At 37.4% G+C, this 14,869-nt stretch carries 14 protein-coding genes, 1 rRNA gene and 1 pseudogene; 4 read left to right on the forward strand and 12 right to left on the reverse strand.

Going from position 1 to position 14,869, the window contains the following annotated elements; translation table 11 throughout:
• Nucleotides 1-313 precede the first annotated feature (313 nt).
• The 5 genes from SAY88_RS02435 to SAY88_RS02455 form a co-directional block, all read right to left on the reverse strand.
• Complete coding sequence (locus tag SAY88_RS02435; RefSeq protein WP_332628996.1) at nt 314-781, reverse strand: SMI1/KNR4 family protein; 468 nt, start codon at nt 779-781, stop codon at nt 314-316.
• An 88-nt stretch (nt 782-869) separates the two neighbouring features.
• Entirely contained in the window at nt 870-1,919 is a 1,050-nt protein-coding gene (locus SAY88_RS02440; protein WP_332628997.1) for an FUSC family protein, read from the reverse strand.
• 99 nt (nt 1,920-2,018) lie between these two features.
• Entirely contained in the window at nt 2,019-2,633 is a 615-nt protein-coding gene (locus SAY88_RS02445; RefSeq protein ID WP_332628999.1) for a hypothetical protein, read from the reverse strand.
• 251 nt (nt 2,634-2,884) lie between these two features.
• Nucleotides 2,885-3,802 carry a DMT family transporter gene (locus tag SAY88_RS02450; RefSeq protein ID WP_332629000.1) on the reverse strand — a complete coding sequence of 306 codons (918 nt, stop codon included), beginning with the start codon at nt 3,800-3,802 and terminating at the stop codon, nt 2,885-2,887.
• Nucleotides 3,803-3,895: 93 nt separating this feature from the next.
• Nucleotides 3,896-4,573, reverse strand: a complete 678-nt coding sequence (locus tag SAY88_RS02455; protein WP_332629002.1) for an SIMPL domain-containing protein — start codon at nt 4,571-4,573, stop codon at nt 3,896-3,898.
• A gap of 138 nt (nt 4,574-4,711) precedes the next feature.
• Between SAY88_RS02455 and SAY88_RS02460 the strand changes: the two genes are divergently transcribed.
• Together SAY88_RS02460 and SAY88_RS25915 are read left to right on the forward strand one after the other, a co-directional pair.
• Nucleotides 4,712-5,140, forward strand: a complete 429-nt coding sequence (locus tag SAY88_RS02460; protein ID WP_332629004.1) for a PRC-barrel domain-containing protein — start codon at nt 4,712-4,714, stop codon at nt 5,138-5,140.
• 36 nt (nt 5,141-5,176) lie between these two features.
• Nucleotides 5,177-5,314 (forward strand): annotated as a pseudogene (locus SAY88_RS25915) (hypothetical protein); the annotation flags it as partial.
• 444 nt (nt 5,315-5,758) lie between these two features.
• Here the strand turns inward: SAY88_RS25915 and ltaE are convergent.
• Both ltaE and SAY88_RS02470 read right to left on the reverse strand, forming a co-directional pair.
• Nucleotides 5,759-6,775 carry a low-specificity L-threonine aldolase gene (gene ltaE / locus SAY88_RS02465; protein WP_332629006.1) on the reverse strand — a complete coding sequence of 339 codons (1,017 nt, stop codon included), beginning with the start codon at nt 6,773-6,775 and terminating at the stop codon, nt 5,759-5,761.
• A gap of 125 nt (nt 6,776-6,900) precedes the next feature.
• Nucleotides 6,901-7,692 (reverse strand): SDR family oxidoreductase, encoded by a 792-nt coding sequence (locus SAY88_RS02470; protein WP_332629008.1) that lies wholly within the window; start codon nt 7,690-7,692, stop codon nt 6,901-6,903.
• A 180-nt stretch (nt 7,693-7,872) separates the two neighbouring features.
• On the opposite strand from SAY88_RS02470, the gene SAY88_RS02475 reads away from it, so the two are divergent.
• Both SAY88_RS02475 and SAY88_RS02480 read left to right on the forward strand, forming a co-directional pair.
• Nucleotides 7,873-9,051, forward strand: a complete 1,179-nt coding sequence (locus SAY88_RS02475) for an MBL fold metallo-hydrolase (RefSeq protein WP_332629009.1) — start codon at nt 7,873-7,875, stop codon at nt 9,049-9,051.
• 3 nt (nt 9,052-9,054) lie between these two features.
• A complete protein-coding gene (locus tag SAY88_RS02480; protein ID WP_332629010.1) occupies nt 9,055-9,327 on the forward strand; it encodes a DUF3006 domain-containing protein in 273 nt (90 codons plus the stop codon).
• Nucleotides 9,328-9,404: 77 nt separating this feature from the next.
• Here SAY88_RS02480 and SAY88_RS02485 read toward each other — a convergent pair whose 3' ends face one another.
• From SAY88_RS02485 to rrf, 5 genes are all read right to left on the reverse strand, one after another.
• A complete protein-coding gene (locus SAY88_RS02485; RefSeq protein ID WP_332629011.1) occupies nt 9,405-10,304 on the reverse strand; it encodes a fumarylacetoacetate hydrolase family protein in 900 nt (299 codons plus the stop codon).
• Nucleotides 10,305-10,323: 19 nt separating this feature from the next.
• A complete protein-coding gene (locus SAY88_RS02490) occupies nt 10,324-11,379 on the reverse strand; it encodes a DmpA family aminopeptidase (protein ID WP_332629012.1) in 1,056 nt (351 codons plus the stop codon).
• A gap of 251 nt (nt 11,380-11,630) precedes the next feature.
• Nucleotides 11,631-12,785, reverse strand: a complete 1,155-nt coding sequence (locus SAY88_RS02495; RefSeq protein WP_332629014.1) for a M20 peptidase aminoacylase family protein — start codon at nt 12,783-12,785, stop codon at nt 11,631-11,633.
• 621 nt (nt 12,786-13,406) lie between these two features.
• Entirely contained in the window at nt 13,407-14,351 is a 945-nt protein-coding gene (locus tag SAY88_RS02500) for an AEC family transporter (RefSeq protein WP_332629016.1), read from the reverse strand.
• Between the two features lie 405 nt (nt 14,352-14,756).
• A 5S ribosomal RNA gene (gene rrf / locus SAY88_RS02505) occupies nt 14,757-14,869 on the reverse strand; the annotation flags it as partial.

Raw genomic sequence — 14,869 nt, forward strand, 5'->3', positions numbered from 1 at the left:
GTAAATTGAGAATGCCACTGACAGATTATCTCCATTTACTATATTACCAAAAATCAAGATAAAATTGTGTATTATTCTACTTTTTTGTAGAAACGAGTTAGATAGTGACTTCTTTAATAGTATAATGCCATCCATTTAAAAAAGGTGTCGTAAATTGTTAAAGGCACTAAAAAAGGTGAAAACCGTACCGTTTTCAGCGACCTCTAGTTTTCACTGTTTTTCAGTGAATTCCTAAAAAATTTGGATAGCGTCTAATCAAAACTCACCTTTCCTACATAGAGTAGAAAAGGTGAGTTTTGATGAACGAACTGTTTTATTTTTGAAAAAGTCGACCTAGAAATTGATTAAAATTCTCAGCAATAATATGTTCTTGCCACAATCCATTTCCTGACTCATCTTCTGTTATATACAAAACCGCAGGCTCTGACCTTCCATTCCGGTAATCTAGCGCGATCCATGAATGAAAATCTCCAGTTAATAAAACTAGATGGTCAGGCAAGCCGCATTCTTCAACAAAGATTAATGATAACCCGACGCCGCGATCTATTTCCAACTCATGAAAATATGGAACAACCGCCGCATCGCCATCTTCAAAGAGTACATAGCGGTATGCTAACTCTCCACCATTTTGCTCTTGCATCAACTCTACGTATTTCCTAGGTAACGAAATCCCTAACAGCTGCTCAACTTCAGTAACTTGAGTATTGGTTACTTGCTCACCTGGCTTGTACCCCGATGGCGACTTCCAAAAATTCGTACCATTATAAAATTGTAAACTCATATTACGTTCCTCCATATTAGCTTAACCAATTTAGTTATTTCTCCAACTGCTTATAATATGTTTTCCTTCTATTATTTTACTAGTTTTTTTATGTTTGATTGTCAATCTGAAATCTAGAAAGTCGTTCAATTTCTTCAAGTACATCATGAATAGAAAGGATCACAAATAAAATAACCGTCTCTGGTGTAAAGTGATGATGATATTTTTGCATTTCCTGTTGTGTTTGCTTATTTGGATGCCAAAAAAGAGAATCAAGTTCTCTTATTTTTTTTATGTGATCTGGAGAAAGCTTTGCTCCAGATGATTCTAAAAATTGAACGGTTGAATTTACCGTTTGTTTTACCAATTCTTTATCAGAGTTAGTAAACATATTTTTGTTTATATGGACAGAAATTATATGACCTAAATGATAATGAATTTGCTGTAATCCATCTAATTTTTTTGTTTCATAAGTGAAACTTCTTAATTCCTTCCACGTATGACGATGATATTTCCATTCTTCTCGTTGAAACTGACATAGTTGAAAGGATTTTGATAGTTCACTTGTAATTCGTTGATATTCTTTTTTACATTCCCTGGATTCTGCTTTTTGTTCGTTAACTATTTCATAAATTCTCTTCTTTAAAAGCTTTGCCGTTTCTTGATATAAGCGATCATTCCGTTCCTTAATTTCAGTTGAAAATTTAGCTGGTAATATAAAGAAATTTACAAGCGTTGAGATGATTAATCCAATCGTTGTTGTTCCCACTCTTTCTATAAAGGTTAAAAAGTAATGATCATATGTGATAGGAATCATCGCAACTGCCGTAATAGTCGCAATTAAAGCACCCGCTTCTAACTTGCATTTTATACAAATAAAAATAGTCAAAACAGCCGCAAGTGTGAATGTCAAAGGAGTTTGCCCAAACCAATAAGTAAATGTCATCGCAAGACCTGCACCTATTAATGCAGCTGGAAAACGTATCATTCCTTTTCTAATCGAATCAGAAGATGTCGGCTCAATCGTTGCAATCGCAATAATTACCGCAAACACTACAGGTAAATCAAACAAGTAACAAATCTTTGCTGTTAGAAACACAGCTATTCCTGTTTTAATTAATCTCGCACCGAAAAATTTAAACAATTTTCGTTCTCTCATATATAACCCCTACCTGCTATTCTATTCATCTTTAAATCTAGCATAAAGCATTAAAGGGGATGTTTCTAGACGAAAACCGCTTTTATTAAGTAGAAGTCGTTATTCACCTCGTTCAGTAGATAAGTATGAAAGTAACTGATCTTGTTCTGGTTGATTCCCAAAAGCATGTGTAACATTCCAAATTTTATCTACCTCTTGATCGTTGATTTCCGCATCTAAATCATGAAAAATACGATGTAAGTAAAGCAATGATTTGCTATCACCTGAACTTGCTACATTCATAAATTCTTTCGCATTGCCCATGTCGGTTAAAACAACTGATTCAGCAAATCCACTTTCTTTCAACCATTCGATATCTTTTTTAAGCTTCTGCCACTCTTGATTATTTTGTAACGCTTCGTAATCAAGAGTGTCTGCATTTCCCCATCCGGCCAATTTATTTAAATAATGGTGTTGTTTTGCGATGATTTCTTTTACAGTCTTTTCCTGATTTTCTTGATATGCAACTGGTTGTTCGACGATCGAATCTATCTCTTCTTCATTCAATAGTTCAACCTCATTCGATTCTGCAGTCTCTTCGCTATTCTCCTCTAGATCAAGCTCTTCTACTTCAAGTTCTGCTGTTGCACCTTCATCTCCATTACTAACAGCTATGTAATATAAACTTACCCCTACTACGATTACACCTAAGATGGAAATAAGAATTCGATTCATAGTAAGTCATCTCCTCTAACATATCAGTTTATGAAAAGACTACTATGAAATGAACTACACAATCAAGCACATGACAAAACTAGAAGAAACTCGTTTTTATATGTCAATTTTTCATTATTTATTTCGAGAAGATCTACTAAGAACAAACAAAAAAAGCATTCCTACAATTATTTGTAGAATGCTTTTCCTTTTATGATTCTAATAACGACAATGTATAATTTTAGCTACTATGCTTGTAACTGTTGTTGCAGTTATGCGCCCTTAGAGTATTCATTTTTCTTTTTGATATGAGCAGCACGATTCCCAAGCATCCCAGATGTTAAATAGACACCTATAAAGACTAGCAAGCCGCCAAGTATTTGTTCAGCTAAAATAGATTCCCCTAATGCCAAACTAATCAGTGCTGTAAAAACAGGAATAAGATTCAAAAAAACCCCAGCCTGACTGGCTCCAATTTTTCGTACAGACATATTCCAAAATACAAAGGAACATACAGAAGAAAAGATGAACATATAGAGAATTCCGTAGATTGAAATCGAACTTACTTTTGTTAATTCAAGTCCCTCCCAAAAAGCAAATGGCGCAAGAACCAACATTGCTAAAAGAGCAGACACAGCCGTAGCTGTAATAGGTGGAACGGATATTCGTTTCCCAATTATCGAATAAAATGTCCATACGATAACGGCTCCAATCATCAATAAGTCCCCACGGTTGTACTCCATTTGAAAGATCCCAAACAAATTTCCTTGTATAATAATAATCAGTGCACCAATCAATGAAATAAATAAGCCAACGACTTGAACTTTCGACAATGATTCTTTTAACATGAAAACAGAAAACAAGACGATGAATCCTGGATTAACGGCACTAATTAATGCAGCATTGGTTGGAGATGTATAACCTAATGCTGTGTAAAGAATAATATTATATCCTATGATTCCAAGTAGTCCTAAAAGTAATAGGGGGATCCATGACTCCCTAACTTTCTTCCAGTTTGGCTTCTCTACGAAAATAGCGATCGGCAATAAAATACATAACGATAGTACCCATCTAGAAAATGTAATCCACACGGGCGTGAGCTCAGCAACAACATACTTTCCAAACACATAGTTACCAGCCCAAAATAATGTAGCTAATATTAGTAACACCCATACTCTAAGTTGATTCACAAAACATCACCCACTGGTATCTTTTTAGTCTGATTATAAAGATACCAATAGTCCCCATTGATTGACAACCTTTAATTTTCACTAGCACTTGATCTAAGGAAAGTACGTAAATTCTACTTCGACTGCAGCTGTTATCGTCAACTCTCCCTCTTGTATCGGAGTTACAGCAGCTTGAGCTGACAAGACGGTTGGATAAGGAACTGCAGCTTGCTTATTAATTTCAGTAACTCGTAATGGAATTGGGTTCAGCGAGACCCCTATTGTATTACTCATAATTGTTGCTTTTTGGTTGGCATTTTCTATCGCTTCGACAAGTGCTTCTTGATAGAAGGTAGAGGGATCCTGAAAAGTAAAGGTGATAGACGGAACTGTATTGGCTCCCTGTTGTACAGCAGCGTCAATGATCGCCCCTGACTGCTCAACTTGATCTAATGTAATTTGCAGTATGTGCGCAACCCGATATCCCCGAAAAACCTGTTCACCTTCTATGAAATCATATTGTGGATCAATTCGATACGTTGATGTTTGAATGGATTCCTGCGGAACTCCTAACCCAGTGATTGCCTCGATAACAGCTGAGATGATAGTGGCATTTTCCTGTTGTGCACTTTGAACTGTCGCCTCTTCTGTAATTGCCCCCAACAAAATTTGAACTCGGTCAGGAGCGGCTGTTACACTCCCTTCTCCAATTACTTTAAGGAGTGGTTGTTGATGATTGACGTTTCTTTCTTGTCCATAAGACATCGGAGTATTGTAAGAGTTCCTATACATGAAATGATCCCGCCTCTCTACTTTCAAGCTTTATATATATGTATTTTTAAAATTCTTTAACATACATTGAATTTTTCCGTGTTTAAAAATCTTCTTTCTTGGGAATAAGTAAACAACTTCTTAAAAGGGGAGATTCCAATGTATCTCAAGTCTAATAACCTCACTACTTTTACACTCATCACAAAAGATGGCGACATAGGATCCATTGACGATATTTATTTCGACCCTATCCATTTCTCCATTCGCTATATCATTTTTGATACGAGAAGATGGTTTTTGGAAGGCAAAGTGCTGTTAAGTCCGGCTGAAATCGCAAACATAAATATGGAAGAACGAATCATCGATCTAAACGTTACGAAAGAACAAATAAAAAATAGCCCAAAACCAAACAATCATTCGCCTATCTCTTTTGCATTCGAGAATAAATTATCTACCTATTATGGTTGGAACGAAAGCTGGAAAGACTTTGGCATTTCTTCTCTAAACGAAGGAGATCTAAGTGGTACACCTATAACAGGAATAGGAGTAGGAATGAAAGATGGAGTTCCTTTAGCAAGCAAAAACTAGTTTCTATCTACTAAGTTAAGAAATTTAAAGACCCTAAAAGGTTTTGATGCATATGCTCGAAATGATAAGGTCGGAGTTGTTTCTGATCTCATCGTTGATTATAAAACGTGGACTATCGACTTACTCGAAATTGAAATGGGTGGGTTACTTTCTAAACAATTTGCTCCGCTATAACTTCGTGGATTACGGAAATAAATTGGGATGAAGGAATGGTTTTGATGAATAAGGAGAAAATAGATTTGGGTGGACACACTCATGGCAGATCTTTATTTACAGAGAACGAACTCCGTTTTCATGTCGAAGCAGGACAACCTCCTTCATCGGAATGTTGTAAATAAAAGGCTGTTTTCGCATACATTGTTGTTTGGGTACGTGTTCTCCTCATGTTCGTTCCATTGCGCTCCAGCCACTCGCACCCGCAAGGAGGTGCCGAGCCTCCTACCTCTGCATCCCGCAGGAGTCGAGTGACTTCCGCTACATTTAACTACGAGAATAACGTTTCTTCACAGCATCAATCGTTACGAAAACAGCCAAATAAAAATGTAACAAAGGCACAGAAAAGGTTAGTTTAAAGACCACTGAAAAAAGGTAAAAACCGTACCTTTTCAGTGGTCTCTTTTATATCTTTTGTATCGTTCCTAATGCTTCGTCGATCTGTTCTTTTGTAACATCATAATGTGTAGTTAACCTAACCGTTGTCGGCCCAAAGGAAACTGCTAACACTCCTGCCTCCTTCAATTTTTCTACATATGTTTTCGAAGGAATTCCTTTTTCTGATGTATCAACTAAGACAATATTTGTATCAACAGAGTTTGCAACTGATAATCCTGGAATGTTTTTTATGCCTTCTGCTAAATGTTTTGCATTCTCGTTGTCGATTGCCAAACGATCAACCATTTCTGTTAATGCAATGATGCCTGGAGCAGCTAATACTCCTGCTTGGCGGAGACCTCCGCCTAATCGTTTTCTCCATTTTCTTGCCCTTCCAATAAACTCATTGCTTCCTGCAATAATTGAACCAACTGGCGCTCCAAGGCCTTTTGATAAACATATTTGAACCGTATTTGTATACTTTGTAAATTCTTTAACCGATTTACGTTCTGCTACTGCCGCATTAAAGAGACGTGCTCCATCAAGGTGAATTGGTACATAGGCATGTGAAGCCACTTCAAAAATAGTTTTCATATTCGCTACAGGTACAATCGCTCCCCCCCAACGATTATGTGTATTCTCTAAACAGATTAAGCCTGTTTCTGGCTCATGTATATCATTTCCTCGAATAGCAGCTTGAATATCTGCAGGGTCCATTGCCCCTTTATCACTAGAAATCGTTCTTGTTTGAACTCCTGCAAACGCAGAAATAGCCCCACCTTCATAATAAAAAATATGAGAATCTTTTTCTAGTAACACCTCGTTCCCAGAAACGCAATGAGTCAGTACTGAAATCTGATTTCCTTGGGTTCCACTTGTGACAAACAAAGCATCCTCTTTCCCTAACAAGTCAGCGGCTAGCTCCTCTAATTTATTTATTGTTGGATCTTCTCTATATACATCATCACCAACTTCAGCTTTGTACATCGCTCTTCTCATAGCTTCTGTTGGTTTTGTTACTGTATCGCTTCGTAAATCATTCATCTTTTGTAAAACTCCTTACTGTTTAATCTATCATCATTATACATGATTATAGACTGATAGAAAAAATGAATAATATAAAGAACCACCGAAAATTTCAATCGATGATTCTAATTTAAGAATACCATTTACAATAAAGATTCTGCTCCATCAATGAAGATTTGACTTCCAGTAATATGGCTAGATGCATCAGAAGCTAAGAAATAGACTAAGTCCGCTACCTGTTCTGATTTCCCAGCGTGATGTTCCAATGGTTGCGAACCTTCTGGGTATTCGATAGGAATTTTAATCTTGTTTAATTCTTCATTATCAGGGAATGTATTTTCTCCAATATTTGTCTCAATTGCACCTGGACAAATGATATTGACACGAATCCGATACTTAGCTAACTCCAATGCTGCCATTTTCCCAAATGCTACTTGTCCCGCTTTTGATGTGCTGTAAGCAGACATTCCAAAATTTTTAAATGTTCGCGTTCCGTTAATTGAGCTAGTAATAATCACACTGCCACCATTTTCTTTCATATGAGGAATAGCCAGTTTAACAGAGAGAAACGTGCTTTTTAAATTGGTCGTTAGCGTTTGGTCCCAATCTTCAGCACTTAAATCTTCAATAGGTTCTACTTTTCCATTAATGCCAGCATTAGCAAAGACGATATCTAATCGTCCCCATTTCTTTAAAACTTGATAATAACTCTCTTCCATCCTCAATACATCAGAGACATCTGTATCTGTAACAATGGCTTCCCCACCAAAGCTCTCTATTTCCTCCTTCACTTTTCCTGCATTCTTTTCCTTTAGATCAACTAGCGCAATCTTCGCTCCCTTTTTCGCTAGTTGAATGGCACTTGCTCTTCCTATTCCTGAAGATCCGCCTGTTACGATAGCAACTTTATCATTCAATGGTTTATGTTCGCTCATAAAGAAAAACTCCTTACCTTTCAGCATTATTCCTACTTTATCCAACAAGACAAATGTTATTCTTTATAGCCAAAGTGTAGTCTCATTTACTGGGAAAATTCCGGCCTGAGCTAGTGCATAATAAAGAAATGTTCGATATACTTAGAAGGGCGAAAGAGTCAGTCATCTAGGAGGTTACGCATGCTGAGAAGGATATTATTCATTTTATGTTTTGTTGCTGTATTACTTGTAACTGCTTGTGGAACCCAACCATCAACGGAACAAAGTACAGTAAATACCGCACCTGAGGTAAGTTCAAGCAATAACGATGGAGCCCAGTTCATTAACGACCAGGTGAATGAATTTCTCGTTCATTTTATTAATGTTGGTCAAGCCGATGCAACGCTACTTGAGTTTTCAGACGAAACCGAATCCTACCATATTTTAATTGATGCTGGGAATTGGAATTCGGTTGATGTCGTTTCCTATTTGCAAAAAGAAGAAATCTCCCATATTGATATTTTAATAGGTACTCATCCTCATGCTGATCACATAGGACAAATGGATCAAATACTAGAACAATTTGACGTGACAGAAGTTTGGATGTCTGGAGATGAGACTACCTCACAAACCTTTGAAAGAGTACTTAATGCCATTATTGAGAGTGGTGTTGATTATCACGAGCCACGAGCTGGTGAAGTGTATGACATTGGTCCACTTGTTATTGAAGTCATAAACCCGGCTCAATTAACAGGTGATATACATGAAGGATCCATTTCTCTTCGTGTAACGTATGGTGAAGTTTCCTTTCTTTTTACCGGAGATGCTGAGGAACAAACAGAGCAAGCTATGATTGATCGAGGCCATCAGTTAGATTCTACCATTCTACAACTTGGGCATCACGGTTCTAGTACATCGACGACTCCTGCGTTCTTAGAAGCAGTGAATCCTGAGGTAGCCATCATTTCAGCAGGGATAGACAATCAGTATGGACATCCTCACGATGAAGTCGTCTCTAGAGTTGAAAATGCAAAAATTAATTTATACACCACCTTTGTTCATGGAACGATTATCGTCTCAACTGATGGTCAAAACTATGACGTAGAAACTAATAAAACTAAATACACATTGGACTCAACAGTAGAATCAAACGATTCGACAAAAAATACAAAAATAGATAACGAAGCTAATTGCATCGATATTAACAGTGCATCTGCGTCTGAAATAGAAAATATTATCCATATTGGCACGGAACGAGCTTCTCAATTAATTGACTTGCGGCCGTTTGAAGACATTTCAGACTTAGCAAGAATAAACGGGATTGGTCCAGCTAGAATAGCTGAAATTAAAACAGAGAATCTAGCATGTATGGGAGGATAAAAAATGGTAAAAGGTGTGTTAGACCGTATAGTTGATCAACAGAAAGCAGTGATTTTAGTGGAAAGTTTAGGAAAAGAATTTATCATTGACCTTGCTCAATTGCCCAAAGCAAGTAATGAAGGAACTTGGTTTACAATTAATTTAGATGGTAGTACAATCCAAGACCTTAAAATTGATCATGAACAAACAGCAAAATCAAAACAAAGCATTTCTAAAAAAATGCAACAATTAAGAGCTACCAAAACAAACAGTCGATTTAAAAGGAGGGAAAGATGAACTGGTCATCTTTCCCTCCTTTTTATAGCAATTTAAAACGAGAATCTCTAAACGTTAAGCGTCAGAGCTTACTATCTTTATTCTTTCACTTTATTTTGCAGCGTACCAATTTGATCAATCTCAATTGTGCACACATCTCCACCCTTTAAGAAAACCTGCGGATTGCGAAACACTCCTACCCCATGAGGTGTTCCTGTCGCAATTATATCACCAGGTTCAAACGTGAAACCTTTTGATAAATACGAAATGATGTAGGGAACGGAAAAGATCATATGCTTTGTATTCGAATCTTGCAACACTTGCCCATTCACATCTAGCTTAATATGTAAATCTTGAGGATTAGCTATCTCATCTTTGCTAACAAGAACAGGGCCTAGTGGAGCAAAAGTATCAAAAGATTTTCCTCTTACCCACTGTCCATCACCAAATTGAACATCTCTAGCACTCACATCATTCATAATCGTATAGCCAAATATGTATTCTTCTGCCTCTTCTTCAGATATATGTTTGCCACCTTTACCGATTACAACAGCTAGTTCTGCTTCAAAGTCCACTTGCTTTGATTCTTCTGGTAATTCAATTTCCTCACCATTTGCAATAATACATGACGGCCATTTTGAAAATATAAGTGGTTGTTTCGGAGGATCGACATTTTGCTCACGACAATGATCCATATAATTGTTACCAACACAAACAACTTTCCCTGGGTTCTCAATTGGGGAGAGCAATTTTATATCTTCTATTTTTCTTAAAAAGTGAGCATTCATATTACCAATTTCCTTAAGTTTAGTTACTAACTCCGTTACATAATGGAAAGCATCAGTCCCAGCTTGAATGAATGATTTCATATCCTTCAAGAAGTCAGGAGCAACTCCATTATGTAACTCCTTTGAAAGTTCATATAAATCAATAACTGCATCTTCTAATTTCACTCCAAATAACGTGTTACCATCTACTTCATACGTCACAAATCGCATGTTTCATTCCAACCTTTCTTCACTTAAATAAATGATAAGGAAATTCATCTCGTTTATTTCCGTTCTGACCAATTACCGTCGTTGCCTTACACAATGAATTCCAAATCGCCTCTTCAACAGCCTCAACAGCCATCTCGAAAAAATCAGAAATAATTGGACCATCTTCTACAAAAAACGAGAATGATTGCCTAAGTTTACTAGGGTAGTGCCGTATTCGATGAGCCGTCGAAAAGGAAATAACAATATCTCCACTTCCATGAGCAGCAGCAGATCCTGTTCTTGAAAGACCGAAAGCAGCTCTTTTTGAAATCCGCTGTAATTGGCGCTCATTAAAAGGAGCGTCTGTACCCATGATGATCATAATGGATCCGTCCGGAAGGTTTGCTCCTTCAGAACTCTTATGTAACCGTTTATTAGACTCTGGCATAAGAATATCCTCTTTTTTTCCGTAATTACTTAATACAAGTACGCCAAGGGTATAATTAGTTCCGTCAACAGTTTTCACTCTCGAGCTTGTCCCAATCCCTCCTTTAAAACCAAGACAAGACATACCCGTGCCTGCGCCAACAGAGCCTTCAACCACATCCTTACTTGCAGACGTAATTGCTTCTATTGCATGCTCAGGTCTCACATGCATCCCACGGATATCGTTTAGAAAACCATCGTTACATTCCCCGACAACAACATTTACGGTTCCTGTAACACTACCAATATCATCATTTTGGTCTAATAAATAACGAATTGTTCCCTCTGTTACAGCAGGGACAGAAAGGGTGTTTGTAAGCATAATGGGACTTTCAATTACTCCTAATTCTTCAATCTGTATCGTCCCTGTTGTTTTTCCGAAACCATTAATCACATACGAATTACCGATCACTTTTTCTTTAAATAAATTGTCCGAATGAGGCAATATGGCTGTCACACCTGTTCTAACTGAGTTACCGTTATGTAAGTCTTCTTTAATGGTCTTATGGCCCACTTTGACACCTTGAATGTCCGTAATCGAGTTTAAATCGCCTGTCTCAAATCTCCCAATCCTGATTCCTATATCGCGAAGTCTTCGTCTATGTTCCATAGTTCGTTTTTCCTCCTACACAAATGTATTAGTACATTCGTTTGTTCTTTCTACAGTTCCGCATATATTTATTCCTTTCCTCTCATTCTTACATATGATGTACTAACCTCAGCAATGAGGCAAGCTTTTTCGATCAGCATTGGTTTGGTGTTGTTTTGCTCGCATCACCTAGACAAGCATCACGCTGATTCATTTTCCTCTCCTTTCTAGAAAGAGAGCGTCATGAAAATGACGCTCTTTTCGTATGTTATTTACGAACGAACTTTCTCAAAGACTTTTTCTAATGATCTTGCTAAAATAACGACCCCATCTTCTAAAGCTGATAAGTCAAACGTCATCTTAGGATGATGAAGTCCTGGTTCTAAGTTTGCTCCAAGACCAACCATTGTTGCCTGTATGTTCGGCCTACAAACTGCATAAAAGTGAAAATCTTCTCCACCTGGTGTCACTAGTGGCAAAGTCACACCATCACACCCCAGCCCTTCTTCAATCGCCTCAGCTACTACATCTTCCATAAAACGATTAGGAACAGCCGCAACAGTAGATGCTATGGTTTCTAGTTCTACCTCAGACCCATTAATACTAGCAGCAGCACTAACAGCCTTCTTTACTTTCTCAGCTAACACATTCATAGCTTCATTCGTCTCAGCACGTAAATCAATACCAAATAGCGCCTCATCAGGGATAATATTCATGTTCTTTCCTTCTGTCTGAACCATTGTAACTTTAGCTGAACTTGAGATTATCGGATCTAGTTTAATGGAATTAATTGCGTATATTATAGCCGCAATCGAATCGAGTACATTAATCCCAAGGTGTGGCCTAGCTGCATGTGATTGTATTCCTGTTACTTTTCCTTTTAACACCATCGTAGCCCCGTGATAAATGGCTGGTGACGCTTGTCTTACACGTAATTCTTGAATGGGTCTAACATGTATTCCCATAAGATAAGTAACGTCATCGACGACACCTTTTTCAATTAATGCCTTAGCCCCTTTTCCCGTTTCCTCAGCTGGTTGAAAAATAATCTTAATTGTACCGGGAGGACTAAACCCAAGCTCTTTTAACATTTTGATTGCATAAAGTACCATTGTTGAGTGCGCATCATGCCCACAAGAATGGTTAGCCTTCCAAGTTCCATCTACATTTTGCCATAAGGCATCAATATCGGCTCTAATACCAACGACAGGTCCATCTTTATCGCCTGGCCATCTAGCCACAACTCCCGTATGATCAGAAAAAGTTGAGAACGGGATTCCTATTTCCTTTAATTGCTGGCATATAAATTCAGTTGTCTTTTTTTCTTCCCAACTAATTTCTGCAATCGAGTGGAGATGTTGATACGTTTCTATGAATTGTTCTTTATTCTTCTTCAGCCACTCACGATAAACAAAAATTGTACTCACCTTTCTTTCTAGACATATTGGTCATTTATTTGACTCTCTACTATAGTGTATTCAAATGAACGATAACAATCTATTGCTTCTATCTATAGAAATGCCTATTTGTAAAAAAAGGGCTCAACTAACTATCGTCTGCTGTTGCTTTGTTCTTTGGAACACTAATGAAATATAATAGTGTAGGAAAAATATCAATGTAATTTTCTTATCCCGGTTTTTGAGGTCCTTCAATCTTCTGTCTATTTAGGCGAGACACTTTATCCCATCGTTTTTTTTTATCACTCATGTTGGTCAAAGTAGGAATTCTAATTGTAATAAACAGCTCAATTGCCAAAGACTTCAATTTAAAATATCAACGAGCGAGCGCAAGGCTAAATCAGCTAGAAAAGTAAGTTAAACTCCAATTTTACGGCAAATTTAAAAGGGGGGTGTTTCAAAAGGTCTGTTCTTGACCTTTTGAGACACCCCCGAAGCAATGAGCGGAGTCGCTACATTTTTTTAAAGCCTTGAGAGGAGTGGGTTACACACTCACGGCGCGTAGCGAACGGAGCCATTGCCTCCTCTATTCCGGACTTTTAGGACAGCCCCTTTTGCCTTAAATCAATTATTTTTGAATTGGATCAAGAATTACAAGAACATTTGTATCAAGAAAGCTATGACCGGAATGGTTAGCAATGAAAGAGCTGTAGATGTCACAACAGTAATCAAGCCAGAACGATCGCCATTTGAATAACTCACAAATAAGACCGTTGCGAGTGTTAATGTCGGCATCGCAGATTGAATAATAATTAACTCTTTCATAAAAGAATCAATAGGTATGCCTTTCATTATGAGTAATGTTACAACAGGCATAAATAGAAGTTTTAGAAAAATAGGTAGAGCAACATTTTTTATTTGTAGCTTCTCAACATCTTTATTTTTTTCAAAAATAGATGGAATTAAAAGACCTACATATAACATCGCCAATGGTGCAGCTATTCCAGCTAGAGTCGCTGAAACCTGTTTGATTAAACTCGGTGCTTCGAACCCACTTATCGTAAAAAGCAATCCAAAGGTAATAGCGATAACAGGTGGATTTAATAATGGTTTAAAGTTAGCCAAGGAAAACTTCATTTTTTCTTGCAAGAGTATGACAGCGACCGTAAAAGCAGTCAAACTCATTCCGGCATCAAAAATTGAAGCTAGCAATCCCCCCATTGGTCCAAATATACTTGCGCACAGTGGGATGCCAATAAAGCCTGTATTTCCTAACCCAGCTAATACAGCAATTTGCCTTGCTTTTAAAGAAGTAAATCCACTAATTTTAGCAACCACTAACCCTATTAGAATACCTAGACAATTAATAGTTACAGAAAATAAAAAGATCAAACCCATTTGAGAAAGAACCTTATCGGTTATCTCCGTTTGAAAAATTGCATTTAATATCACACTTGGAACAGCCAAAATAACTAATATTTGAATAATTAATTGCTTAGCTTCAATGGCCGGTTTTGTTTTACGCTCAAGTAAAAATCCAATAATCATTATGATAGCCATAACACTAACTGATACAATTACTGATTGTAGATTCATAATGCCCTCCTATGTCGTCAACCAAACTATAGTAAACGATAAACAGAAAAACAGCAATATGTATAGGAAGAAAACTAGATTGATTTACTAAACAATATGTTTTTAGACTTTTTCTTACCTGAAGTCTCCGATTTCTAGATATAATTTATGGTGCTATTGTGACTTTAGGGGAATATTGTTCAACTACCTGGATATTCTGTCCGAAGTGAAGGATTTACTCTTCAATTTCTCTATCTTTCTGTCGTAACGACATTTAGGGACGAGATCTTTCAAGAAGTTTACTCACTTAGTAATCACGAACTATTCCAGGAAGATATCGTTCCTCCAGAACAGAGCTCTTCAGCGCCTTGAGCATTCTGTTTATGCATATAAAAAAAAGACAATCCAATGGATTGTCTTTTATCTGCCTGGCAACGTCCTACTCTCACAGAGGGAATCCCTCAACTACCATCGGCGCAAAAGAGCTTAACGACCGTGTTCGGCATGGGAACGGGTGTGACCTCTTCGCTATCGCCACC

Origin of the sequence: Halalkalibacter flavus (genome assembly GCF_036663575.1) — a bacterium.
Lineage (GTDB): Bacteria > Bacillota > Bacilli > Bacillales > Bacillaceae_D > Halalkalibacter > Halalkalibacter flavus.

Bases quoted from the DNA above. Each gene is read 5' to 3' on its own strand.
- SAY88_RS02435 (WP_332628996.1), bottom strand. From the start codon at position 781: ATGAGTTTACAATTTTATAATGGTACGAATTTTTGGAAGTCGCCATCG.
- SAY88_RS02445 (WP_332628999.1), bottom strand. From the start codon at position 2,633: ATGAATCGAATTCTTATTTCCATCTTAGGTGTAATCGTAGTAGGGGTA.
- SAY88_RS02455 (WP_332629002.1), bottom strand. From the start codon at position 4,573: ATGTATAGGAACTCTTACAATACTCCGATGTCTTATGGACAAGAAAGA.
- SAY88_RS02490 (WP_332629012.1), bottom strand. From the start codon at position 11,379: ATGGAACATAGACGAAGACTTCGCGATATAGGAATCAGGATTGGGAGA.
- SAY88_RS02475 (WP_332629009.1), top strand. From the start codon at position 7,873: ATGCTGAGAAGGATATTATTCATTTTATGTTTTGTTGCTGTATTACTT.
- SAY88_RS02470 (WP_332629008.1), bottom strand. From the start codon at position 7,692: ATGAGCGAACATAAACCATTGAATGATAAAGTTGCTATCGTAACAGGC.
- SAY88_RS02480 (WP_332629010.1), top strand. From the start codon at position 9,055: ATGGTAAAAGGTGTGTTAGACCGTATAGTTGATCAACAGAAAGCAGTG.
- SAY88_RS02485 (WP_332629011.1), bottom strand. From the start codon at position 10,304: ATGCGATTTGTGACGTATGAAGTAGATGGTAACACGTTATTTGGAGTG.
- SAY88_RS02500 (WP_332629016.1), bottom strand. From the start codon at position 14,351: ATGAATCTACAATCAGTAATTGTATCAGTTAGTGTTATGGCTATCATA.
- SAY88_RS02440 (WP_332628997.1), bottom strand. From the start codon at position 1,919: ATGAGAGAACGAAAATTGTTTAAATTTTTCGGTGCGAGATTAATTAAA.
- SAY88_RS02460 (WP_332629004.1), top strand. From the start codon at position 4,712: ATGTATCTCAAGTCTAATAACCTCACTACTTTTACACTCATCACAAAA.
- ltaE (WP_332629006.1), bottom strand. From the start codon at position 6,775: ATGAATGATTTACGAAGCGATACAGTAACAAAACCAACAGAAGCTATG.